Source organism: Chitinophaga caseinilytica (assembly GCF_038396765.1).
In the GTDB taxonomy this organism is placed as follows: Bacteria; Bacteroidota; Bacteroidia; order Chitinophagales; family Chitinophagaceae; genus Chitinophaga; species Chitinophaga caseinilytica.
Genome location: NZ_CP150096.1, coordinates 5,935,662 through 5,958,873, shown reverse-complemented (window position 1 = coordinate 5,958,873; position 23,212 = coordinate 5,935,662). Strand labels below are relative to the sequence as shown.

Annotated in this window: 26 protein-coding genes and 3 tRNA genes; 18 read left to right on the top strand and 11 right to left on the bottom strand. The window is 54.8% G+C overall.

Annotation, left to right across the window (positions count from 1 at the left end; translation table 11 throughout):
- Positions 1–50: 50 nt before the first annotated feature.
- Positions 51–905, bottom strand: coding sequence for a peptide chain release factor N(5)-glutamine methyltransferase (prmC, locus tag WJU22_RS24685; protein ID WP_341840836.1), 855 nt, complete (start codon positions 903–905; stop codon positions 51–53).
- Between the two features lie 99 nt (positions 906–1,004).
- Between prmC and ribD the strand changes: the two genes are divergently transcribed.
- Both ribD and WJU22_RS24675 read left to right on the top strand, forming a co-directional pair.
- On the top strand, positions 1,005–1,994 hold the full coding sequence (ribD, locus tag WJU22_RS24680; RefSeq protein WP_341840835.1) for a bifunctional diaminohydroxyphosphoribosylaminopyrimidine deaminase/5-amino-6-(5-phosphoribosylamino)uracil reductase RibD: 990 nt from the start codon (positions 1,005–1,007) through the stop codon (positions 1,992–1,994).
- Between the two features lie 9 nt (positions 1,995–2,003).
- Positions 2,004–2,600, top strand: coding sequence for a YigZ family protein (locus tag WJU22_RS24675; RefSeq protein ID WP_341840834.1), 597 nt, complete (start codon positions 2,004–2,006; stop codon positions 2,598–2,600).
- Here WJU22_RS24675 and WJU22_RS24670 read toward each other — a convergent pair whose 3' ends face one another.
- Positions 2,601–3,809: a DUF6786 family protein gene (locus tag WJU22_RS24670; RefSeq protein ID WP_341840833.1), complete on the bottom strand. Its 1,209-nt coding sequence runs from the start codon at positions 3,807–3,809 to the stop codon at positions 2,601–2,603.
- A 195-nt stretch (positions 3,810–4,004) separates the two neighbouring features.
- Here WJU22_RS24670 and WJU22_RS24665 point away from each other — a divergent pair.
- Positions 4,005–4,077, top strand: a tRNA-Gly gene (locus tag WJU22_RS24665).
- 823 nt (positions 4,078–4,900) lie between these two features.
- Here the strand turns inward: WJU22_RS24665 and WJU22_RS24660 are convergent.
- On the bottom strand, positions 4,901–5,095 hold the full coding sequence (locus WJU22_RS24660) for a hypothetical protein (RefSeq protein ID WP_341840832.1): 195 nt from the start codon (positions 5,093–5,095) through the stop codon (positions 4,901–4,903).
- Positions 5,096–5,154: 59 nt separating this feature from the next.
- On the bottom strand, positions 5,155–6,192 hold the full coding sequence (locus WJU22_RS24655) for a glycosyltransferase family 2 protein (protein WP_341840831.1): 1,038 nt from the start codon (positions 6,190–6,192) through the stop codon (positions 5,155–5,157).
- 126 nt (positions 6,193–6,318) lie between these two features.
- Here WJU22_RS24655 and WJU22_RS24650 point away from each other — a divergent pair, with 126 nt between their 5' ends.
- From WJU22_RS24650 to WJU22_RS24610, 9 genes are all read left to right on the top strand, one after another.
- Positions 6,319–7,461: a HAMP domain-containing sensor histidine kinase gene (locus tag WJU22_RS24650; protein WP_341840830.1), complete on the top strand. Its 1,143-nt coding sequence runs from the start codon at positions 6,319–6,321 to the stop codon at positions 7,459–7,461.
- Between the two features lie 46 nt (positions 7,462–7,507).
- Positions 7,508–7,591 (top strand) — tRNA-Leu (locus WJU22_RS24645).
- 90 nt (positions 7,592–7,681) lie between these two features.
- Positions 7,682–7,936 carry a type II toxin-antitoxin system prevent-host-death family antitoxin gene (locus WJU22_RS24640; RefSeq protein ID WP_341840829.1) on the top strand — a complete coding sequence of 85 codons (255 nt, stop codon included), beginning with the start codon at positions 7,682–7,684 and terminating at the stop codon, positions 7,934–7,936.
- Between the two features lie 2 nt (positions 7,937–7,938).
- Entirely contained in the window at positions 7,939–8,196 is a 258-nt protein-coding gene (locus WJU22_RS24635) for a Txe/YoeB family addiction module toxin (protein WP_341840828.1), read from the top strand.
- Positions 8,197–8,303: 107 nt separating this feature from the next.
- A tRNA-Leu gene (locus WJU22_RS24630) sits at positions 8,304–8,387 on the top strand.
- Positions 8,388–8,532: 145 nt separating this feature from the next.
- Positions 8,533–9,846, top strand: a complete 1,314-nt coding sequence (locus tag WJU22_RS24625) for a DUF2130 domain-containing protein (RefSeq protein ID WP_341840827.1) — start codon at positions 8,533–8,535, stop codon at positions 9,844–9,846.
- A 63-nt stretch (positions 9,847–9,909) separates the two neighbouring features.
- Positions 9,910–10,554 (top strand): HAD family phosphatase, encoded by a 645-nt coding sequence (locus tag WJU22_RS24620; protein WP_341840826.1) that lies wholly within the window; start codon positions 9,910–9,912, stop codon positions 10,552–10,554.
- A 266-nt stretch (positions 10,555–10,820) separates the two neighbouring features.
- Positions 10,821–11,465 (top strand): DUF4136 domain-containing protein, encoded by a 645-nt coding sequence (locus WJU22_RS24615; RefSeq protein ID WP_341840825.1) that lies wholly within the window; start codon positions 10,821–10,823, stop codon positions 11,463–11,465.
- A 47-nt stretch (positions 11,466–11,512) separates the two neighbouring features.
- Positions 11,513–12,136, top strand: a complete 624-nt coding sequence (locus WJU22_RS24610; RefSeq protein ID WP_341840824.1) for an outer membrane beta-barrel protein — start codon at positions 11,513–11,515, stop codon at positions 12,134–12,136.
- A gap of 72 nt (positions 12,137–12,208) precedes the next feature.
- Here WJU22_RS24610 and WJU22_RS24605 read toward each other — a convergent pair whose 3' ends face one another.
- From WJU22_RS24605 to WJU22_RS24595, 3 genes are read right to left on the bottom strand one after another with little or no spacing between them, the layout of a single operon-like run.
- Positions 12,209–13,189, bottom strand: coding sequence for an FAD:protein FMN transferase (locus WJU22_RS24605; protein ID WP_341840823.1), 981 nt, complete (start codon positions 13,187–13,189; stop codon positions 12,209–12,211).
- A 20-nt stretch (positions 13,190–13,209) separates the two neighbouring features.
- Positions 13,210–13,602, bottom strand: a complete 393-nt coding sequence (locus WJU22_RS24600; RefSeq protein ID WP_341840822.1) for an acyl-CoA dehydrogenase family protein — start codon at positions 13,600–13,602, stop codon at positions 13,210–13,212.
- Positions 13,524–14,387: an acyl-CoA dehydrogenase family protein gene (locus WJU22_RS24595; RefSeq protein ID WP_341840821.1), complete on the bottom strand. Its 864-nt coding sequence runs from the start codon at positions 14,385–14,387 to the stop codon at positions 13,524–13,526. The genes WJU22_RS24600 and WJU22_RS24595 overlap by 79 nt, the downstream gene beginning before the upstream one ends.
- 78 nt (positions 14,388–14,465) lie before the next feature.
- Here WJU22_RS24595 and WJU22_RS24590 point away from each other — a divergent pair, with 78 nt between their 5' ends.
- On the top strand, positions 14,466–14,909 hold the full coding sequence (locus tag WJU22_RS24590; RefSeq protein WP_341840820.1) for a hypothetical protein: 444 nt from the start codon (positions 14,466–14,468) through the stop codon (positions 14,907–14,909).
- A gap of 76 nt (positions 14,910–14,985) precedes the next feature.
- Here WJU22_RS24590 and pyrF read toward each other — a convergent pair whose 3' ends face one another.
- Positions 14,986–15,786 (bottom strand): orotidine-5'-phosphate decarboxylase, encoded by an 801-nt coding sequence (gene pyrF, locus WJU22_RS24585; protein ID WP_341840819.1) that lies wholly within the window; start codon positions 15,784–15,786, stop codon positions 14,986–14,988.
- A gap of 116 nt (positions 15,787–15,902) precedes the next feature.
- Here pyrF and WJU22_RS24580 point away from each other — a divergent pair, with 116 nt between their 5' ends.
- Positions 15,903–16,766, top strand: coding sequence for a sugar phosphate isomerase/epimerase family protein (locus tag WJU22_RS24580; protein WP_341840818.1), 864 nt, complete (start codon positions 15,903–15,905; stop codon positions 16,764–16,766).
- A 30-nt stretch (positions 16,767–16,796) separates the two neighbouring features.
- Positions 16,797–18,164 carry a Gfo/Idh/MocA family oxidoreductase gene (locus tag WJU22_RS24575; protein WP_341840817.1) on the top strand — a complete coding sequence of 456 codons (1,368 nt, stop codon included), beginning with the start codon at positions 16,797–16,799 and terminating at the stop codon, positions 18,162–18,164.
- A gap of 43 nt (positions 18,165–18,207) precedes the next feature.
- Here the strand turns inward: WJU22_RS24575 and WJU22_RS24570 are convergent, their stop codons facing one another.
- Positions 18,208–18,834 (bottom strand): FMN-binding negative transcriptional regulator, encoded by a 627-nt coding sequence (locus tag WJU22_RS24570; protein WP_341840816.1) that lies wholly within the window; start codon positions 18,832–18,834, stop codon positions 18,208–18,210.
- A 53-nt stretch (positions 18,835–18,887) separates the two neighbouring features.
- Here WJU22_RS24570 and WJU22_RS24565 point away from each other — a divergent pair, with 53 nt between their 5' ends.
- The gene (locus tag WJU22_RS24565; RefSeq protein ID WP_341840815.1) at positions 18,888–19,328 is read left to right on the top strand and encodes an RDD family protein; all 441 of its coding nucleotides are present in this window, start codon (positions 18,888–18,890) and stop codon (positions 19,326–19,328) included.
- Here WJU22_RS24565 and WJU22_RS24560 read toward each other — a convergent pair.
- Complete coding sequence (locus WJU22_RS24560) at positions 19,325–20,425, bottom strand: Mrp/NBP35 family ATP-binding protein (RefSeq protein ID WP_341840814.1); 1,101 nt, start codon at positions 20,423–20,425, stop codon at positions 19,325–19,327. The genes WJU22_RS24565 and WJU22_RS24560 overlap by 4 nt on opposite strands.
- A 111-nt stretch (positions 20,426–20,536) precedes the next feature.
- On the opposite strand from WJU22_RS24560, the gene WJU22_RS24555 reads away from it, so the two are divergent.
- Both WJU22_RS24555 and WJU22_RS24550 read left to right on the top strand, forming a co-directional pair.
- A complete protein-coding gene (locus tag WJU22_RS24555) occupies positions 20,537–21,175 on the top strand; it encodes a carboxypeptidase-like regulatory domain-containing protein (protein WP_341840813.1) in 639 nt (212 codons plus the stop codon).
- A gap of 62 nt (positions 21,176–21,237) precedes the next feature.
- Positions 21,238–22,128, top strand: a complete 891-nt coding sequence (locus tag WJU22_RS24550) for a 3-hydroxyacyl-CoA dehydrogenase family protein (RefSeq protein ID WP_341840812.1) — start codon at positions 21,238–21,240, stop codon at positions 22,126–22,128.
- An 83-nt stretch (positions 22,129–22,211) separates the two neighbouring features.
- Here the strand turns inward: WJU22_RS24550 and glsA are convergent, their stop codons facing one another.
- Positions 22,212–23,210 (bottom strand): glutaminase A, encoded by a 999-nt coding sequence (glsA, locus tag WJU22_RS24545; RefSeq protein WP_341840811.1) that lies wholly within the window; start codon positions 23,208–23,210, stop codon positions 22,212–22,214.
- Between the last annotated feature and the right edge of the window lie 2 nt (positions 23,211–23,212).

Below are 23,212 nucleotides of genomic sequence, written 5' to 3'. Positions count from 1 at the left end.
AGGAAACTTACAAACCATGATAAACTGCATCCGTAACGGGTGCAGTTTTTTTATGCCTTCGTGGCCCGCACCATCCGGTCTTTCCCGAACATGTCTTTTTTAAGGATGACGTCTGTGAACTTTTGATGGAGGAGCTCCGCCTTCACCGCTTCCCCGTAATCTTCATGTATCTCGAAATACAGTCTGCCTCCGGGTTCCAGGCGCTCCTGGGCCAGTTGGCCGATGCGGCGGTAGAAAAGCAGGGGATCGTTGTCGGGGACGAACAGCGCCGTAGCCGGCTCGAACTGCTGCACGTTGGTGTCCATGCCGGCTTTTTCCTTTTGGGGGATGTAAGGCGGGTTGCTGACGATGACGTTGAGGGCGGGAAGGGGAGCGGCGGCCTGCGGGTCGAGCACATCCTGCCGGATGAAATTAACGGGCGCGTGTTGCATTTGCGCGTTGCGGGCCGCAATTTCCAGGGCGCCGGGGCTCACGTCCATGGCCCAGATATCGGCAGATGGCCAGTGTTTTTTCAGGGCGATGGGGATACATCCGCTGCCGGTGCCTATATCGAGCAGGCGGAGGGCGGGGTGGGAGGGATGGTCGAGCAGCACCCATTCCACCAGTTCTTCCGTTTCCGGCCGGGGGATGAGCACCTGGTCAGACACGATGAGCTCCATGCCGTAAAACCAGCTTTTGCCGGTGATGTGCTGGATGGGCCTGCCGGAAAGCAGTTGCGCCAGGCCTTCCTGGTACTGCGATTCCCACCGGGGCGGGAGGTCCATATCCTTATGCACGATGCGGTCCAGCTTGCCAAGCCCCGTGATGTGCTCCATGAGCAAATGCGCGATGTTGGCGGCTTCGCGGGCGTCGTACAGGGGGCGGATGGCATTGGTCAGGTCTGCGAATGCGGATTGGATGGTCATGTTATACGGCAAATCAGCGGAAAATCGCCGCTGAAACGATATTTTTGCAAATATCTCATTTACGACGCAATGATAGACCATCACCCGCACGAATTTTTTATGCGACGTTGCATCGACCTGGCGCTCAAGGGCTCAGGTCATGCCGCGCCCAACCCCATGGTGGGTGCCGTGCTCGTGCATGAAGGCATCATCATCGGCGAAGGGTATCACCACCATTGGGGAGGCCCCCACGCCGAGGTCAACTGCGTCAACTCCGTACCGCCGGAACTGCAGGAACTGATCCCCCGGTCTACCCTCTACGTTTCCCTCGAGCCCTGCGCCCATCACGGCAAAACGCCGCCCTGCGCCGATCTCGTGGTTTCGCAGAACATCCCGGAAGTCGTGATAGGCTGTATCGACGCCTTCTCGAAAGTGGCCGGCAAAGGCATCGAAAAACTCCGCAACGCAGGCATCAACGTTACCCTGGGCGTACTGGAATCGGAATGCCGCCACCTCAACCGGCGCTTTTTCACCTTCCACGAACAACAACGGCCCTACGTGATCCTCAAATGGGCGCAATCGGCCGACGGATACATCGCCCCCGCCAACCGCGAGCCCGTTCGCATCTCAAACCCGTTTGCGGATCGGCTGGTGCATCGCTGGAGAACAGAGGAAGCGGGGATCATGGTCGGAACACAAACTGCTTTGCTGGATAACCCGCGGCTCACCGCCAGGCTCTGGCCGGGCAAATCGCCCGTCCGCATCGTGCTCGACCTGCAGGATAAAGTGCCGGGAAGCCATTATGTGAAAGACGGTTCCGTGCGCACCCTCATCCTCACATCCACCGAGATCGACACCGCCCAACCCCTCGTGCCGCAGGTGCTCGCGCAATTGCACAGAGAATCCGTGCTGAGCGTGATCGTGGAAGGCGGCGCCGTACTCTTGCAGCAATTCATCAGCGGCGGGCATTGGGACGAGGCCCGCATCATCACCGGGCAAACGGCATTGGGCGGCGGCCTTTCCGCGCCCGTGCTCAAAAATGCCCGCATGCTCGAAAGCAACCACATCGCCGGCGACCGGATCGACATCTTCGTTCCCGCCGAGCATTAAACCCAGGAAATGAACGTTTACTATACGATTGAGAAGAAGTCAACAGCAGAATTCAAAGACCGCGGAAGCAAATTCCTCGCATACGCCTTCCCGGTAAAAAATGCCGAACAGGTCAAAGAATGCCTGCAGGAAGTGAAGAAGGAACACCCCAAAGCCACGCATCACTGCTACGCATACAGGTTGGGGACCGACGGCCTCCAGTTCCGCGCGGTAGACGACGGCGAGCCGGCAGGATCGGCCGGGAAACCCATTCTCGGGCAGATCGACAGCAAACAGCTGACAGACGTGCTGGTGGTTGTGGTACGGTATTTCGGGGGCACATTGCTCGGGGTGCCCGGGCTGATCAACGCCTACAAAATGAGCTGCGCGCTGGTGCTGCAACTGGTGCCGGCCATTCAGAAAAACGTGGAAGCGCGGTTCCAGCTGATATTCGACTATACGATCCTCAACGATGTGATGATGGTGGTGAAGCAGAATAACTGCACCATTTTGCAACAGGATATCCAGCTGTTCTGCAGCATGGAGATCGGCATCCCCAAAGCCAGTCTGGACCTCACTTTGCTCCGGCTGCGCGATATCTACAACCTCGAGATCAAACAACTTTGATCAGGGGAGCGCGGCCGTAATTTCTTTCAGCGTAACGCCGAATATTTTCTTCGTGATCTCGCCGAGATGCTTCTCGCTACCTTCCAGGTGGATGGTGCGGTGGAAGTGCTGCATCCTGCCTTTGGGCTTCAGCAATGCGGCCGGCGAGGAGCTTTGTATTTCCAGGAAACGGCCGGGGGCATTGGTATCGCCGGGCCCGTTGTTGCGGATGCGGAAAACTTCCGCGCGCGCATCTGTTGCGGTTTCGCCGAGGTAGAGCTGCGCCTGGCGTGGCATGGTGAACTGGATAACGGTCAACACACCGCGCTCCGGATCGTAGATACCCATGAAATTCAACGCCGCAGCCTGTTTTACTCCAAGTTCCGCTTCGAAATTTCCGTCGGCCCTGAAAAACGCGACGTTGTTCTTTACCACGAAACGCTCTTTGGGCAAAGGTGCTGCGGAACTAACGTTGCCGCCGGGCTTTAGTGGGATGATGGCGATGGAATTGGCGCTGACGGGGAATATGCCGCGGACGCGGATCGCCGTGGTGCCGAAAGCCGTATCCCAGCGATGGGTGCCGGTGTTGACGATGATATTGTCTGTATGGAACCCCACGGCATGCACGCTCCGGTGGATGTCTGCGCCGAGATAATTGTGTAGGTCGCGGCGGGAAAGGAGCGAAATGGTGCGGGAAATACCGGCGTTTAAAATGGTCCCTTTCGCGCTGGGGAGGTTGATATTGCCTTCGTAGACGGTAACGCCTTTGGCGGAGGAAACCTGCCGCAAAACGGCGGAATCGCGCAGCGGATCGGGAATGACGGTGGCGGTTGCCGAATCGGCGGATCCATGCGCGGGGAATTGAAGGGCGCTGTCGGGCGACGGGCCGAGCAGCAGCCGGTCTTCTCCACCAAAAGTGCTGAAATGATATTGCTTGCCGTTTTCGATGGTGGCGTAATTGAGCCATCCGAAACTACGTCCGTCGTCGGCCACGGTAGAAGTGACGACACGCCCTTGCCAGGCGCTCACGATGGCGATGGAAGACTTACTGGTGCTGTCTTTCAAAATGGCCGGCGATGTAAAATCGCGCAGGAAGGCGAGGTCTTCCGCGAAATTATCTGGCCGTGATATGGTTTCTGCCTGTTGAACAGGGGCCTTAGCTTCCCTGGGTTTGTTGTTGCAGGCGAACAACAGTGAAAGGAAGCATACGGCCGGAATGGATTTATGCATAGAAGAATGGTCTCGCAATCTAAGGATTGTACAATGATAAATCAATTTCTTTAATAACGGTAAGCGCGCATTTGCAGTATGGGCGCGGGCTACAAAGTTTTCGACTGCACAGCGGAAAATTTTTTTCAAGTTTTTTGAGAATATTATTTGCTGAATTCAAACTCTTTCCTATTTTTGCAATCCCAAAACGGACAAGCGGAAGTAGCTCATTTGGTAGAGCACGACCTTGCCAAGGTCGGGGTGGCCGGTTCGAGCCCGGTCTTCCGCTCAGAAAACAGAAGCCTGATTGCATAGCAGTCAGGCTTTTTTGTTGGATGTAATCCTTTCTTTCTCAGGCGGTTCCGCCGGTTTTTAAGCATGTTCAGCCGGTGGATGGGTTTCCTTTCGATTTTAGATGTGTAGCGGCTTGTTTGTAAGCGTTTTGTAAGTACAGGCAGGTGATGCGTACGATAGCTGTTTTGGCGGCTGTTTGGGGCTGATTTGATGGTACAGTTGATGGATCCTGCTTCCATCTGCCGGTTTATTCCTTTCAGCTTCCATCTACCCGATTTTCATCTTTCATTTTCCTTTCGCGATCTGCTGCTTTCATTCAAGTTCAAACCACGTAATCCGGCAGGAATTTTACTTTAAATCGCGATCTGCTGCTATCATGCAAGTTCAACCCATGTAATCCCGGCAAGAAATTTACTTCGTATCGTGATCTGCTGCTATCATTCAGGTTCAAACCATGTGACCTGGTAGGAATTTTACTTCATATCGTGATCTGCGGCTATCATTCAGGTTCAACCTACGTAATCCGGCAGGAAATTTTACTTCTTACAGCGATCTGCTGCTATTATTCAAGTCAACCTATGTAATCCAGCCGGAATTTTAATTCCTATCGTGATCTGCTGCTGTCAATCAAGTCCAAACCATGTAATCCGGCAGGAATATCACTGGAAGTAAGGGTAAATAACGATTGTTTTGCGGGATGGGAAGCGGGATGGGGAAAACTGACGAAAATCATCCTGCGGAACGGGGAAAAAGGAGGGGAAGCGGCACAAAAAAAGCCGCACTTTTCAGTACGGCTTTAAATATTTTACATCCGGAGATTATTTGTATTTCGGGTTGTAAAGGGAGCTTTCGTTTACATGCACTTTCGGTTTTTTGTAACGATGCTCAGACAGCTTGTAGCAGCCGCCCAGCACAAAACCCAGTACACAAGCCAGTTTCAGGTAAAACAGGAAACGGGAGGAAGATACCCAGTCGCGGGTGAAGTCATTCTTATTTTCAACTGTATGCTCCATATACATTTTTTTCGCTGTGCAAACTTACAAAGTAAATCGGCAAAGTCCAAATAACCCGTTTATTTCTTCCCAGACTTCGATAATTCGGAGAACTTCCTGCGGTTCAGGAAGTAGTAGCGCCAGATCATGATGCCGTGGAATACGCCCTGCAGGTCGAACAGCCGCTTGCGGGGGAGGGTATCGGGCTGGTTTTGGTCCACTTCGCGGCGCCAGCGGTAATAATCGCGGTAAGCGCGGAAGATGGCGGTCATATCTTTCGGTTTGCCGGAAACGAGGCTCTTGGCGGCGGCCATCATGTCGAGCGCCAGGCGCTGCGTGAGAATGATCCATTGCTCCTGGAAATGGAGGTTCTTGCGCAGCATGATAAGGTTGTTGCGGAAATTGAGGTACAGCTTCCGCGGATTCCCCTGCGGAAGGCTCCCGCCGCCCACATGGTACACCACCGAATCCGGGCAATACCCGATCCGGTAGCCCGCCCGCTGCAGCCGCCAGCAAAGGTCCACCTCCTCCATATGCGCAAAAAAGTAGGGATCGAACCCCCCGGCCTCGAAAAACGCCGAAGACCGGATGAAAAGCGCCGCACCGCTGGCCCAGAAGATGTCTTGCGGCGTATCGTACTGCCCGTTGTCTTTCTCCGTGGTATACAGGATGCGCCCGCGGCAGAAAGTATACCCCAGGATGTCCATCCAGCCACCCGCCGCTCCGGCATATTCGAAACTGTCCCGCTCGGCCCAGGCGCGCAGCTTGGGCTGGCAGGCCGCCATGTCCGGATTGGCCAGCATATGCTTCACCACGGGCCCTATCCAGTTGGGCTCCACTTCCACGTCCTGGTTCAGCAATACGAAAATATCGGCCTTCACATGCTGTAAAGCCTCGTTATATCCGCCTGCGAAACCGCTGTTGGAAGCATTTCGGATGATCTTTACCGCAGGGAAATGCTGTTCGGTAAAAGCCACGCTATCGTCTGTGGAGGCATTGTCGGCCAGGTAAATGTCCAGCTGCCCGTCGTACACAGACGCGCACACGGAGGGCAGGAACTTCTCGAGGAATCCCTTTCCGTTCCAGTTGAGGATAACGACCGCGACCGTTGGCAGCATTGACAAAAGACGTAAGTTTTGGCTTTTCAGAATTTTTTTAGCGTTGCAAATATGCAACAAAGCCTCCAAATATTACTAAATTAGTTTATTGTTAACGGCTTGCGGGCCGTCATTATTCAAATCCTGATGTTTAAACAAATTATCGGCTGGAAATTTTCGCTGATCGCCGTGGCGGCCGCCATTATCATCACCACCATCTGGTTCGTCAACAACCTGTCCGAAAAAATACGGCAGGAGGAAACGAAGAAAGTGGCCACCTGGGTGGAGGCGAACCAGGAATTGCTGCAGTCGCCCTCCGACGCGAACATCAACCTGGCCGTGCAGATCGTGACGACCAACACTACGATCCCGCTGATCCTCACAGACGAGCAGGGCCGGATCAAAGACCATGCGAACCTCGATTCCGCGCAGATCCTGCGCGATCCGGGGTACCTGGCCCGCCAGCTGGAGGATTTCCGGCGGCAGCACCCGCCGTTCATCATGGCGGTGGATTCGCATTCCAACAACTACATTTATTATGGAGACTCCCTCATCCTGCGGCAGGTGCGGTATTATCCCTATATCCAGCTGCTGGTGGTGGCACTGTTCATTGCGCTGACGCTCTTCGCGCTGTCGTCCACCAACCGGGCCGTCCAGAACCAGGTTTGGGTGGGCATGGCCAAGGAAACCGCCCACCAGCTGGGCACGCCGCTGTCTTCCATGGAGGCCTGGGTGGAAATCCTGAAGGAAACGGCCGAAGTGCGCCCTCTCGCCGCGGAACTGGCCAAGGATGTGGACCGCCTGAAGCTGATTACCGACCGGTTTTCCAAGATCGGAAGCGTCCCCAACCTGGAAGAGCGGAATGTGGTAGAGCAGGTGGCGTCCGTGATGGCATATATCAAGAAGCGGGCGCCCCAGAAAGTCAATTTTTCGCTGCAAACGGCCGAGCAGGAAGTTACGGCGATGATTTCGCCCACTTTGTTCGACTGGGTCCTGGAAAACCTCCTGAAAAATGCGCTGGACGCCATGGAAGGGAAAGGCGATATCCAGGTGCTCATCGAAAACCATTCCGCCCACCTTATTATTGATGTAAGCGATACCGGCAAAGGCATCCCGAAGCGGCTGCAGGAAAAGGTGTTCCACCCGGGTTTCAGCACCAAGAAAAGAGGGTGGGGCCTGGGCCTTTCCCTTGCCAGGCGCATCATCCAGGATTATCACAAGGGGCGGCTGACGGTGAAATCGTCGGAAATGAACAAGGGGACCACCTTCCGGATCTGGCTTAGGAAATAATTTTATTTGGATATTTGTGAAAAGGCTTTATTTTTGCAACCCCAACGCGGAGGTGGCGAAATTGGTAGACGCGCTACTTTGAGGTGGTAGAGCCCGAAAGGGTGTGAGAGTTCGAATCTCTTCCTCCGCACTAAAAGCACCGGCAGAACATTCAGCCGGTGCTTTTTTTATGCCGGCATATTTATTATTTGTACGTATATTTGTACTTAAATACGTACTTATGCGAGTTGTTAACTATTCCGAATTCCGTAGCAATCTCACCGAAAATCTCAACGCAGTGAATAATGACAGGGAGATTGTTGTAGTAGCCAGATCACAAGGGAAAAATGTTGTGGTTATGGACCTCGATGAATACAACGCATTGCAGGAAACGTTACATTTGACAAGTACCCAAGCTAACCGTAAAAGACTAGAAGAAGCAATAACGGAAATGAATAAAGGAAAATCCGTTAAACGTAAACTTATAGAAAAGTAGTTATGGAGTTAGCGTGGCAAACCCATGCATGGGAAGATTATCTTTATTGGCAAAACCAAGACAAAAAAATCCTGCAGCGGATTAATGATCTCATAAAAGACACGCTGCGTTCACCGTTTAAAGGATTGGGTAAACCTGAACCGCTGAAAGGAGATTTAGCGGGCTTCTGGAGTCGCCGTATTACAGACGAACACAGGCTGGTGTATGCTGTAAGAGAAAAGCGGCTTCATATTCTTCAATGTAGATTTCATTATCATTAAGCATTGAAAGAAATTGCCGGTATGGTTTAGGAATATATTTTTCCAAATTTCAGAGGCCGGATGATGCAATTATCAAAAAAGAATTTACTTTTGCGACCCCGACAAACGCGGAGGTGGCGAAATTGGTAGACGCGCTACTTTGAGGTGGTAGAGCCCGAAAGGGTGTGAGAGTTCGAATCTCTTCCTCCGCACACCGTCCTGAAAAGGAGTTATTTCGTGAGAAGTAACTCCTTTTTTCATGCACCACCGTCACCAAAAATCGGCTACCTTTACCACTGCGCAGATACAATGCGCACCAGCGCCTGTAATTTGACCGCAGGCCAAATCATGTGAAATATGGGAACGAACATCAACTGCCCGAACTGCGGACACCTGTTTGTCATGGAAGACGCCATGGCGGCCGAAATCAAGAAAGACCTCCGCGGAAAAATGGAGACCGAGTGGCGCAAGCGCGTGGAGGCCCTCGAAGCCCAGAAATCAGAAATAGAACAGGCCAAACTGCAAATCGTTTTGGAACGCCAGCAAGTCTCGCAAGACAAGCAGCGGCAGGAAGATGAATTGCATAACCGCCTCCAGGCCGAAAAAGCCAAAATGCAGGAAGCCCTGGGCGAACAGATCCGCAAAAACGTGTCGGCCGATTACGAAAACCAGCTCCGCCTCATGCGCGAAGCGCAAATGGCCAACGAAGAAAAGCTGAAACAGGCGCGCCTCCAGGAATTGGACTTTCTCCGCAAAACACAGGAGCTCCAGAACCGCGAACAGGAGCTCGACCTCATCCTCCAGAAAAAAATCATCGAAGAACGGAACCATATCGCCGAACAGATCCGCCGGGAAGAAAGCGAACGCAATAATATCCGCGAAACCGAATACCAGCTGCGCCTGAAGGAAATGGAAAAGCAGCTCGACGATCAGCGCCGCCTCGCCGAAGAGATGCGCCGGAAAGCCGAACAGGGCTCCATGCAGCTCCAGGGCGAAGTGCAGGAACTGGCGCTGGAAGAAATGCTGCGCGCCGCATTCCCGTTCGATGAAGTGAGCGAAGTCGGCAAAGGCGTAAGAGGGGCGGATTGCATCCAGACCGTCCGCAACCAGTTTGGCCAGGAGTGCGGAAGGATCATTTATGAATCCAAGCGCACGAAAGACTTCTCCCGCGAATGGATCGAAAAGCTGAAGGCAGACATGCGCTCCCAGGGCGCAGACGTGGCCGTGCTGGTAACCCAGGCGCTTCCCAAAGACATGGACCGCTTCGGCGAAAAGGAAGGCGTATGGGTTTGCACTTTCCACGAAGTGAAAAGCCTCACGTTCGTGCTGCGCGACGCCATCCTCAAAGTCTACAACGCCGCCAAAACGCAGGAGAACAAAGGCGACAAGATGCACCTGCTCTACCATTACCTCACCAGCGGCGAGTTCGCCGAGCAATGGAGCGCCATCCGCGAAGGGTTCCGGTCCATGAAAATATCCATCCAGAAAGAACGCGAAGCCATGGAAAAACTATGGAAAGCCCGCGAAAAACAACTGGAAAAAGTATTGCTCAATGCGGCCCACATCAAAGGCTCCATCGAAGGCATCGCCGGGAGCGATTCGGTAGACCTGCAATTGCTCGACGATGCCGCCGAAGCATTGCTCGGCTCGCCCGACAACAACAACGATTGACAATTTCAAAAAAAATGTGATATAAACCTTGCGCGGCGGATTTTGCCGTCATACATTTACTACATGAAAAACCAAAAGTATCAATCCGTTATATTCGATCTCGGCGCCGTACTGGTAGACTGGAACCCGCGCTACCTGTACAATAAAGTTTTCAAAACGCCGGAAGAAACGGATTACTTCCTGGAAAATATCTGCACATCCGACTGGAACGAGATGCAGGACGAAGGCCGCAGCCTGCAAGACGGTACGGAACTGCTCGTAGCGGAACACCCGGCGTTCGAAGCGCAGATCCGCGCGTTCTACGGCAGGTGGAAGGAAATGCTGGGCGGCGATATTCCCGGTACGGTGGAGATACTGAAAGAACTGAAGGAAAGCGGCCAATATAAATTATACGCACTCACCAACTGGTCTAACGAAACATTTCCCATCGCGCTGATAGAATACCCCTGGTTGCAGTGGTTCGACGGGATCGTGGTGTCTGGCCGGGAAAAAATGCGCAAACCCCATGCGGCATTTTATCAGTTGCTTACAGACCGCCACGCGATCGACAAAAGCCAGGCCATCTTTATCGACGATAATCTCCGCAATGTGAAAGGCGCGGAAGCATTCGGGATCGAATCCATCCACTTCCAATCACCCGAACAATTGCGCGAAGCCCTTCTTAGCCGCGGAATCCTTTCCAGCGCTGCGATCCAGCAACAACAGTAATATCCCATCTCGTTTTCATATCATCGAAAATATTTATGCAAGCCGCCACCATGGCGGCTTTGCTTTAACATTTCCTTTAGTCAACTTTAACGTTTTTCTGGTAAACGGCCGGTAACATTCACGCGTCTATAGCGTTTGAATAGGAAACAGGCCGGAACGTGCTGTTGATAGATGTGATGAATGAAGATGCGTGCCCGCCTGAAGATAGGATGGGCTGCATCGCCGGTCATTTTTAGCATACTATAAGGAAATAAAATCGAAAGCATATGAAAAGAACAGGACTGATGTTAAGTGCGCTTGCCGCTTTCGTAGTGTTGGTCAGCAGTTGCCGTAAAGAGCCGCTGAACGATATGACTGCGGAAGAGTCGCGCATTTACGTGACCAACTACGACGAAAAGGCTGATTTCACCACATTCAAAACGTTCAGTATAGTGGACTCCGTTGCGGTGATCAGCAACAGGGAGGGCTCCAAAAAAGAATTGACCCAGTACGACCAGCAGCTGTTAGCCCAACTCAAATCACAGATGCAGGCCCGCGGATATACGCTGGTAGACAAAGCGGCGAAACCTGACCTCGCCATGAACGTTAGCCGCATCGACAATACCACTACTTCCATCGGATACAACCCGGGTTACTGGGCCGGATGGCCAGGTTACTGGGACACCGGTTACTGGGGCTATCCCGGATGGGGATACTGGTTCCCCAGTTACTACAACGTTTTCCGCTATAACGAGAAATCCGTTGCGGTAGACCTGCTCGATCTGAAGAACGCCAAAACCGGCGAAGGCAACAAGTTGACGGCCATCTGGAACGTCATGCTGCGCGGTTCCGGCGTTTGGAACGGCAACAACGTCGAATCCATGGTGAAAGCCGTTTTCGACCAGAGTCAGTATCTGAAAACCACCAACTAAACGAGTGGGATTTTGTAACAGACAGGTAAAGTTAAAATCGACAAGTCATGAAAAGTATTAAAACCATCATAATGGGCCTGGCATTGATCGCCGGCGGCGCCGTTGCCGCCCAGGCACAGAGCCGTCCGCCCCTTTCCGTTAACGTCAATTATTCCATCGCGCAGCCGCTGGGCTCGCTGAAAGATTATGCTGACAAGACAAGTTTCCGTGGCTGGAACGTAGGTGTGCAATATCACCTGAACGATCAGCTGGCAGTGGGTTTGAAAACCGGTTTCGGGGATTTTTATGAAAGGGTGCCGCGTGCCGTGTATCCCGGCAAAGGCGAAGACATTTCCGCCGTGCAAACGCGCACGCTGCAAACCATTCCCATCCTCGCTACCGTGCAATACACATTCACCAAGCCAGACGCGGCCGTGCTGCCGTATGCAGGCCTGGGGATCGGTACCGCCAACATGAATTACGAGAAATACTGGGGCGAATTCGTGGAGAAAGAAAATAAATGGGCGTTCCAGGTGAGCCCGGAAGTGGGCGTGAACGTGCCTTTCGGGAAATATTCACCGTTTATGTTCAACGCCAGCGTGCAATATAATTATGCGCCGTACAAACAGTTCGAAATCAAGAATTTCAACACGGTACAGGCCAACATAGGTTTGAAGTTCCATATCCAGTAATAAGGACCACCAATTTAACGGAACATGTGAAGTGGAGGGGCCGCCAATTTGGGCGGCCCCATTTTTTTGCCGCTATGGCTCGCTGAAGAAGCCTTCGGAATATTTTTCGCGGATGGTACCGTCGGTATCTTTATAAATGAAAAACGCTTCCAGCTTAAGTTTCGGGTGTTGGCGGATGAATTCCAGGCCATTTTCCACGCCGAGGAGGATGAGCGCATTGTCGTAAGCATCGGCCGTCATGGCATCGGGTGCGGTAACGGTGACGGTGATGATGTTGTTGTGGACGGCTTCGCCGGTTTTGGGGTGGATGGTATGGGCGAAACGGGTGCCTCCTTCGTCGAAAAACCGTTGATAATTACCGCTGGTGGCCACCGCGCGATCGCTCAAATGCAGCAGCGCCCCGTTCCCCGCGTTCCCGTCTTTCCGCTCTATCCCCACGCTCCAGGGCTGGTTTTTATCGTTGTGGCCTTTCGCCGCCAGTTCTCCGCCCACGTCTACCAGGTAATTCCTGATCCCGCGCGACTGCAGAAATTTAGCGATCACATCGGTGGTATATCCCTGCGCGATACCGTTACAGTCGATTTCTACACCAGGCTGTTTTTTCAGCAGGTATTTGGCGCGGATGATAAGTTTTTCATAACCCACCCGTTTAAGCGTTTGCTGGATATCCGCATCCGACGGGCGCCCCTTTTTATGCCGCACCACGCCGAAGCCCCAAAGGTCTACGAGCGGTTTCACGGTAATGTCGAACAATCCGTCGGTGATACGGCTCACTTCCTGCGCCTTCCGGACCACGGGGCGCATGTAGGCATCCATTACTACTTTTTCGCCTTCGTTAAACCGGTTGATGAGCGACCCGGGCTGGTAGAGCGAAAGGGAGCGGTCGATCTGCCGGAACAGGGATTCTATTCCGGGTTTGAGCGAAGTGGTGTCTTTCCCGAGATATTTCACGATGTAATAGGTGCCTTGTGCTTTCCCGGAGATGGTAACGGTCTGTTGCGCGGCTACGTGGATGGAGGCCAGGAGGCATCCGGCCAGAAAAATTCCCTTCATGCGGCCAAAATAATAAAACGTCATGAGAAAGCATTCAGGCCGGTGATATCCATGCCGGTGATGAGGAGGTGCACTTCGTGCGTGCCTTCGTAGGTGATGACGCTTTCGAGGTTCATCATGTGGCGCATGATGGGATATTCGCCGCTGATGCCCATGGCGCCGAGGATCTGCCGCGCCTCCCGGGCGATGCGCGTCGCGGTTTCGCAGGCGTTGCGCTTGGCCATGGAGATTTGTTCGGCTGTGTCTTTACCGGCGTTGCGGAGCATGCCGAGGCGCCAGTTGAGGAGTTGTGCCTTGGTGATATCGGTGATCATTTCCGCCAGTTTTTTCTGGATCAGCTGGAACCCGGCGATGGGGCGGCCGAACTGTACGCGCTCTTTCGCGTAGCGGAGCGCAGTGTCGTAACAATCCATCGCCGCGCCGATGGCGCCCCAGGCGATGCCGTAACGGGCAGACGACAGGCAGGAGAGGGCGCCCTCAGCCCACGGGCTTCGGGCAGCAGGTTAGCTTTCGGGATGCGGACGTTGTCGAGCACCAATTCGCCGGTGGCACTGGCCCGGAGGCTCCATTTGCCTTTGGTTTCCGGGGTCGAAAACCCTTCCATCCCGCGCTCCACGATCACGCCGCGCACCTTGCCTTCGGGATCTTTCGCCCAAACCAGGGCAATGTCGGCGAAGGGGGCATTGGAAATCCACATCTTCGCGCCGTTCAGTAATATATGGTCGCCGTCGTCATCGAAGTAAGTCAGCATTCCCGCTGGATTGGAGCCGAAATCCGGCTCCGTGAGCCCGAAGCAGCCCATCATTTCCCCGCTGGCCAGGCGCGGCAGGAAACGCTTTTTCTGTTCTTCGCTGCCGAACGCAAAAATGGGGTACATGACCAGGGAACCCTGTACGGACGCCGTAGAACGGATGCCGCTGTCACCGCGCTCCAGCTCCTGCATCATGAGGCCGTAGGAAATATGGTCCATCCCGCCGCCACCGTACTCCGCGGGGATCGTGGGGCCGAAGCAGCCGAGGGCGCCCAGCGGCCGGAGAATATGATGAGGGAACTCCGCCCGCTGGCAGCAATCGTCGATGATCGGGCTGATCTCTTTCTTCACCCAGTCGCGCACTGCGGTGCGCACGAGGCGGTGTTCGTCTGTCAACAATTCGTCGATGGCGTAATAATCGGGCGATTGGAATAAGTCCTGGTGCATGGTGTTAGATTTTTGCTGTATCTCCGAATTTACGGAATTACGTCAAAGTTGTACCTTCGGCCGGCAAATCTGTCGCTTATGGCCAAATTGATACCTGTGTTCCTGCTGGGCGTTTTCCTGACGTTCGTGATCGCCAGTTTTTCTTCCCGGCTGAAACATAAGCCGGAAGGAACGGTGACGATTCTGCCCGCCCCGGCGGATTCCCTGGCACAGGCCGCCATCGTGCAGCAGTATTGGATGGTTTTTTTCCGGAACGGCGACCATATGCAGCAAGACCCCGCGTCTGCCGCGTTGATAGACGAAGCGCACGTGCTCCACATCCGCAACCTCACCCGCGAAGGCAAAATGATGCTGGCCGGCGCGTTTGCGGAATATGAAGATTTGCGGGGGATATATGTCCTGAAAGCGGCCGACAGCCTGGATGCGGTAAAGATGGTAATGGCGGACTCCGCCGTGGCGACGGGCCGCCTCCGGTTCAACATCAAGCCCTGGTGGACGGCCCGCAACTGCGTTTTCAAATAAGCTTGCCCAAAAAACGGAAACGCCCCCGGCCGGGAGCGTTTCACTATGATTTCCAATAACTTTTACCGGGTTCGACTTACAGGTAAGTCGCCATTTCCGCCTGAAGGGCCTGTGCCGCGGCGCGCGCGTCTTCCGCGAACTTCTCGTCGTTACCGGCGTAGATCACGGCGCGACTGGCATTTACCAGCAACCCTACATCACCGTTCATCCCCTTTTCGGAAATATCCTTGAGGCTGCCGCCCTGCGCGCCCACACCGGGCACGAGGAGGAAGTGATCTGGTACGATCTTGCGGATGGCGGCTACGGAATCTGCCTGCGTGGCGCCCACTACGAACATCATATTGTCCGGGGTGCCCCAGGATGCGCAGGTGCGCAGCACTTTTTCGTACAGCAGGCCGTCGCCGGCGGGTTGCAGCTGGAAGTCGGCACTGCCGGCGTTGCTGGTGAGGCCGAGCACGATGGCGAATTTGTCGCTGAAACCGAGGAAGGGCTCCACGCTGTCGCGGCCCATGTACGGCGCTACGGTCACGGAGTCGAAGCCGTAGGTTTCGTAAAAGGTTTTGGCGTAGTAGGCAGAGGTGTTACCGATATCGCCGCGTTTGGCGTCGGCGATGGTGAAAACGGTTTTGGGAATATACTCGATGGTGCGCTGGAGGCTTTCCCATCCGCGGATGCCCTGGCACTCGTAAAATGCGGTGTTGATCTTGTAGGCGACGCAAAGGTCTTGCGTGGCGTCGATGATGGCTTTGTTGAAGGCGAACATCGGGTCGGGGTGGGAATGCAGGTGTTTGGGAATCTTCTGCATGTCCGTATCCAGACCGATACATAAGTAAGATTTCCTGTCCCTGATGAGCTGCACCAATTCCTGTCTATTCATAATATGTTTTCAGTGTTAGCGCGAATTTCCGGCATTTTTGTCAATTCCTGATTTTGATTTTCCGATTTTCCTTCTTAATTTTTCCCCGGTCCACGATTGTCGAAAAACTGATTTCCATGAAACTTTATCAAAAATTACTGTTCGCCCTCCTCCTTTGCCTGCCTTTTATGCAATCGAATGCACAAAAGCGCGGGTTGCCGAAAATAGGCGTGGCTACGTCTTTGGAGAACGACAGTCTCCTTGCTGCGGCCGGGTTTGCGCATATCGAGGAAGGCGCCCGGAAGCTGTTCGCCCCGTCTGTCCCCGACACGGCCTATCACCGGTTTCTGGGCAGGATCCGGGCCATGAAGCTCGACCTTGTCACCTGCAACCTCTTCCTTCCCGGCACCATCCGGCTCACGGGCCCGGAAGCCAACGAAAAGGAAATTCTCGGGTATGTAGATACCCTCATGCAGCGCGCCCGGGAAGCAGGCGTGAAGATCATCGTGTTCGGTTCGGCCGGCGCGCGGAAATTGATGGAAGGGCAGGATTCGGCCACCGCATTGCGGGAGCTGATCGCTATTTCCCGGAAAATGGCCGATGTGGCGAAGAAATACGACCGCATCATCGCCATGGAGAATCTCAACAAGACAGAAGATAACTTCATCAATAGTCTTTCCATCGTCACCCACATCGCCAAATCCGTCAACCATCCCAATTTCCGGGTAACGGTGGATATTTACCACATGCTGCGCGAAGGGGAAGATCCCGCATCGATCCTCGCCGCGGCGCCGTACCTGGTGCATTGCCACATCGCGGAAAAGGAGGGACGGCGTGCCCCGGGCACGGCGGGCCAGGATTTCAGGCCGTATCTCGCCATGCTGAAGAAAGCGGGTTACAAAGGCCGCATCACCATGGAGTGCGGATGGAAGAACATGCCGGAAGAATGCAGGCCCGCATTGGCATATCTCACTCAACAACTGACCGAAGCTTACGAGTAATCAACGCAACAATCATAAAATCATTCCACTATGACTATTAGCAACAAGAACCGCCGCGAATTCCTGAAACTCTCCATGATGGGGGGCGCCGGCGTGGCGCTCAGCGCCATGGGCATGCCGGCCAGCAGCTATGCCCGCATCCTGGGGGCGAACGACCGCGTGAACGTGGGCGTGGTCGGCTTTTCCGACCGTTTCCGCCAGGCGCTCATGCCCTGTTTCCTCAACAATTACAAAGACCTGAATTTCGACATCGTAGCCGTTTCCGACATCTGGAAGCGCCGCCGGGAAGAAGGGAAATCCGTACTGGAAGGCAAGTTCGGCCACTCCGTTCAGGCCTGTGTGAATAACGACGAACTGTACCGGATCAAAGACCTCGACGCGGTGATGATCGCCACGGCCGATTTCCAGCACGCCTTCCATACCATCGAAGCCGTGAATAACAAGAAAGACGTGTATTGCGAAAAGCCCTTCGCCGAAACGATGGAAGACGCCCGCAATGCGCTCAAGGCCGTGAAAGCCTCCAAACGCGTGTTCCAGGTGGGCACGCAGCGCCGCAGCGGCGCGGGGTACCATGCCGCGGCCAAATTCATCCAGGATGGCAAATTCGGTCCCATCACGATGGTGGAAATGACCTGGAACGTAAACCAGCCCGGCCGTTGGCGCCGGCCCGACCTGGTCAGCGAAATCCGCCAGGCCGACGTCGACTTCGCGCGGTTCCATTGCACCCGCCCGAAAGAAAACTGGGACCCCCGCAAATACCTCGAATACCGCCTCTTCTGGCCTTATTCCTCCGGCATCTTCGGCCAGTGGATGACGCACCAGATCGATACCGTGCATTGGTTCTCCGGCCTCGAACATCCGCGCAGCGTAGTGGCCGGCGGCGGCATTTATCAGTGGAAAGACGGGCGCACCAACGCGGATACGCTCACTGCGGTTCTGGAATATGGTCCGCAGAACGATCCTTCGTCGGGCTTCCAGGTGGTGTACAGCTCGCGTTTCCATAACTCAGCGGGCGGTACCAAAGAACTGTATTATTCCAACGGTGGGATGATTGACATGAGCACCAACAAGATTTCCCCCAACGGCGGCCTCCGCGAAAAAGAAGCGGCGGCGATGGGCCTGAAAGCGAACCTGCTGCCCGAAATGAGCCTCGCGGCCGCGGCCGGCGTGGAAGCGGGCGCCAACACCGGCGGAGACGATACCACCAACGCCCACGTCCGCAACTGGATGGATTGCGTGCGCAAGCAAGACCTGAAAACCAACGCGCCTATCGAAGCGGCATACAGCCACTCCATCGCCCTCATCATGGGCACGGCGGCTTACCGCACGGGGCTGCGCGCTACGTTCGACGAAGCGAAGCAGGACGTGATGGTCGGCGGGAAAGTATTTACCCTGTAGTTTTTTATTGCACTCATAAACGAAGGCGCGCGGGCTGGACGGGTTACTGTCCGGCCTGCCGTCTTTTCGCCATTTCCTCCGCGATCTCCGCAGCCTGCGTATCGCCCGTGGCGTTGAGATGTGAGATGATATTGGCGTAGTCGCGGTCGTTGCGGTTCTGGCTCAGTTTGAAGCGCGTCTCGATTTTATCCAGCGACATTTCGAAGCCGGTGATCGCTTTAAGACTCGCCTGCATGGCTTTTTCCGGGACGTCGGCCATGCGGACGGGATGTTCGGACGAGGCTTCGTATTTGTTCATCAGGCGGGTGAGGGATTCGACCAGTTCCGCTTCCGAGAGGATGCGCAGTTTGCCGTAGATATGCACGGCGATGTAGTTCCAGGTGGGGATTTTCTCCTTTTCGTACCAGGAGGAGGAGATGTAGGCGTGGGGATCGGTGAAAACGGCGAGGAATGTTTGCCCGGAGCTGAAATCTTCCGTTTGGGGATTTGCGTTGGCGAGGTGGCCTCTCAGCACGAAGGAGCCCGGTCCCTTTTCTTCCAGTTCTACCGGGATGTGGGTGCCGTAGGGAGCGCCGTCGCGCACGCTCAGCAGCAATGCGAAGGCGTGTTTGCGGATAAAGGCGGCAATGGTTTCGAAATCGTGTTCCTGTGTTTGTTTAGGGGCGTACATGTTGATAAGTATGATTATTTATGATATATTGTTTGACAATTAATCCCGATACCATGGACTCAACCGTTCCCGTTATGCCTGCCGAAGGGCAGGAGCCTGCGTTCCCCACGCTGGTCAAGCGCATTCAATCTTCTTTCATCGACCTGTTATTTATTGTGCTGCTAATGTTGCCGGCGTCGCGGTTGCTGGACAGCCTGGGCGAGGGGGCGCCGGAATGGATCAATATCGTCATTTTCCTGGCGCTCTGGGGCGTGTATGAACCGCTGTGTACGGCGATCGGGTGTACGGTCGGCAACTGGGTCACCGGTATCAGGGTGCGCCGGTCGGCCGATATCCGTAAGAAGATCCCGATCTGGGCGGCATATGCGCGTTATGTGTTGAAATGCCTGCTGGGGTGGCTTTCGTTCATCACGATCCACTTCAACCCCGAGCGCCGGGCCCTTCACGACCTCGGCGCCGGGAGTGTAGTGGTGTTGAAGCATTCGTTGCCTTAGCGCTCCGTGATCTCCACGATCTTCGTGGGCGCTATGTTGGCATTGCGCATCGCGATATTGCGGGCGGTATTGCCGGCGAATTCGGTGAAGGCTTTCTGCGTAACGGGATCGGTGCCGGTAATGGCCGGAACGCCGTCGTCGCCACCTTCGCGGATGCTCTGGACCAGCGGGATCTGGCCGAGGAACGGGATTTCCAGTTCTTCCGCGAGGCGCATGCCGCCTTCTTTCCCGAAGATGTAATATTTGTTTTCCGGCAGTTCGGCGGGCGTGAAGTACGCCATGTTTTCCACGAGGCCGATGATGGGCACGTTCACCTGCGGGGAGCTGAACATGGAGATGCCTTTCTTGGCGTCTGCCAGGGCCACGTCTTGCGGGGTGGTCACGATCACGGCGCCGGTTACGGGCACGGATTGTACGAGGGTGATGTGAACGTCGCCCGTTCCGGGGGGCATGTCGATCACGAGGTAATCCAGGTCGCCCCAGTGCACGTCGCTCACGAATTGTTTCAGGGCGCTGCTGGCCATGGGGCCGCGCCATACGATGGCTTGTTTTTCGTCTACCAGCAATCCGATAGACATGAACTGGATGCCGTATTTTTCCATGGGGGCGATCATGCCTTTGCCGTTGACGTTCACCATCATCGGCCGCTGGCCGCGCACGCCGAACATGATGGGCACGCTGGGGCCGTAAATATCGGCGTCCATGAGGCCTACTTTGGCACCGTCCTGCGCCAGGGCGATCGCCAGGTTGGCGGCTACGGTGGATTTGCCTACGCCGCCTTTGCCGGAGGCGACCATGATGATATTTTTGACATTCGGTAGCAGGGTATTGCCGTCTTTCCTGTTGGAGCTGACGTTGGCAGTCATTTTAACTTCTACTTCCGCTTCCTTGCTGACGAGGTGGTGAATGGCATGGATGCACGCGTTGCGGATGAGTTCCTTCAACGGGCACGCAGGCGTGGTGAGCACCACCGTAAACGTAACTTTATTTCCTTCGATCTCGATGTCCTTCACCATGTTGAGGGTCACCAGATCCTTTCCCAGATCGGGTTCTTCCACATTCGACAGCGCCTCGAGGACCTTCTCTTTTGTGATCATAAAATGTTGTTAAATTTGATTGCGATCTGCAAAGTTAACCATAAATGAGGTTTAATTTGTCGCTATTATATTGGACATTGCGGGTCAGTTCCTGTATCTTAGTGCCTACACATGTATAGAAATCTTGTCATACTTTTTTCCCTGGTGTGCTTGCCTTTACTTTCCGCTGCGCAATTCAAAGCGTTCAGGGACAGCATCATACAGATATCCGGTATTACCATGACGGCAGACAGCCTGCGTGCCGTACCGGCGGTGAGCATCCTCGTGAAGGGCCAGGGCCGCGGCACCATCTCCAACAGCGTGGGCGTTTTTTCCATCGTTGCGTTTAAAGGGGATACGCTGCAGTTCAGTGCCGTAGGCTTCCGCAAGAAGGACTACAAAATCCCGCTCGACCTGCCGGGCAACCGTTATTCCATGATCCAGCTCATGGCGGAAGACACGGTGTACCTGACAGAAACCATCATCAAGCCTTACCCTACCCGCCGCGAATTCGAGAAACTGTTCGTGAGCATGGATATTCCGAACGATATGTACGAAATAGCCAGGAAAAACAACGAGCAGGCCAAGCTGCGCGCCATTGCGCAGGGCATGCCGATCGATGCGGGCGGAGCGTATAACGTGTTCATGCAGAAGCAGCAGCAATCGCTGTACTACGCTGGTCAGATGCCGCCGCAGAACATCTTCAACCCGCTGGCCTGGGCCCAGTTCATCGAATCCTGGAAACGGGGCGATTTTAAAAGGAAAAACTAACCCCCGCGGCCCGGTGCGCGCTTTTTCCTAAATTGCCGCATCATTCACCAAAATTGTACGTTATGCAGAAAGTAGCCGTGATCGGCGCCGGCACGATGGGAAACGGCATTGCGCACGTGTTTGCGCAAAACGGTTTCACCGTTCACCTCATCGATGTGGCGCAGCCCGCGCTCGATAAAGCCCTGGACACGATCGTCCGCAACCTCAACCGCCAGCTCGCCAAGGAAATCATTACGGAAGACGTGAAGCAAAGCACCATCGCCAATCTTCACACCTTTACCGATATGGCCGCCGGCGTGAAAGGCGTGGAGCTCGTAGTGGAAGCCGCCACCGAAAATGTGGACCTGAAACTCCGCATCTTCCGCGATCTCGACCAGCACACCGCTCCCGGCACCATTCTCGCCACCAATACCTCTTCCATCTCCATCACCAAAATCGCCGCCGCCACCTCGCGCCCCGGCAAAGTGATCGGGATGCACTTCATGAACCCCGTGCCCGTGATGAAACTCGTAGAGATCATCAATGGGTATGCCACCGAACCCGACGTCACGGCCGCGGTGCGGGAACTGTCGCTCAAACTGGGCAAAGTCCCCTGTATCGTGAACGACTATCCCGGTTTCGTGGCCAACCGCATCCTCATGCCCATGATCAACGAAGCCATCATTGCACTGTATGAAGGCGTAGCGGGCGTGGAATCCATCGATACGGTGATGAAACTGGGCATGGCGCACCCCATGGGCCCGCTGCAACTGGCGGATTTCATCGGCCTCGATGTGTGCCTTTCCATCCTCCGCGTGCTGCACGACGGATTGGGACAACCGAAATACGCGCCCTGCCCGCTGCTGGTGAACATGGTGACCGCAGGGCACCTGGGCGTGAAGAGCGGCAAGGGTTTCTACAAATATGAAGGCGCGGGGAAAGACCTCGTGGTAAGCGATCGCTTCCGTCAATAAAATACTTCCGCAAAATAATCGACCCGCCGGCTACAGTGATCGCCTGGCGGGTCTTTCCATCAAATCCCACATCTATATCCTTGTTACTGCTCCTTTCTGGCAGTTGACTTGTACAGGTTGAGATCGAGTTTTTCGGATATATACTGGATCGCCGCCATGGCCTTCACGCTGTTGCCGACAGGGTCCAGCGGGGGCGCGAACGCCGCGATGGCCATTTTGCCCGGCGCCACGGCGATCACGCCGCCGCCTACACCGCTTTTGCCAGGAAGCCCCACCTGGTACAGCCATTCCCCCGATGTGGTATATAATCCTTCCATAGACATCGCCGCCAAAACTTTCGGTACGTATTCCGCTTTCAGCAAACGTTTACGCGTAACCGGGTTCACGCCGCCGTTGGCCAGCATGCCGGCCATGACTGCGAGGTCTTTGGCGGAAACGCCCACGGAACATTGTTTGGTGTAACTGTCGCACGCGTCGAGCGGGTCGGCCCACATATGCCCGTAAGCCTCCAGCAGCATGGCGATGGCACGGTTGTGCTGGTTGGTGGCGGCTTCGGACTTATACAGTTCATCGATGAGTTTCAGCGGCCGCCCGGCCATAGCTCCCAGGTAATCCAGCACGATCTGCCATTGCGCATCTTTATCCGGCCCCTTCACCATGCTGTTGGCCGCCATGGCGCCGGCGTTCACCAGCGGGTTCTGCGGAGAATATCCTTCCAGCTCGATGGCGATCACCGAATTGAAAGGCATGCCGGTGGCGTTGACGCCGATGCCGTGCATGATACTGTCTGGCCCCACGTCCATCATCGCCTTGCAGAGCACGAACGCTTTCGAAATGGATTCGATGCCGAACTCGTATTTCGAATCACCCACTTCATACACTTTTCCATCCGCCGTTACGATGGCAATGCCGAAAAGGTTGGAAGGAACGTTGGCGAGGAAGGGAATGTAGTTCGCGTTGGCGCCGCCGGGAAGGTTGGCGAACTTCGCATGCGTTTCCTTCAGCAGCGCGTTCAGATCTTGCGCCAGCGCGGCCAGCGGAAGGAGGAGAACGGCCATCAGACCCATTATCAAACGTTTCATTG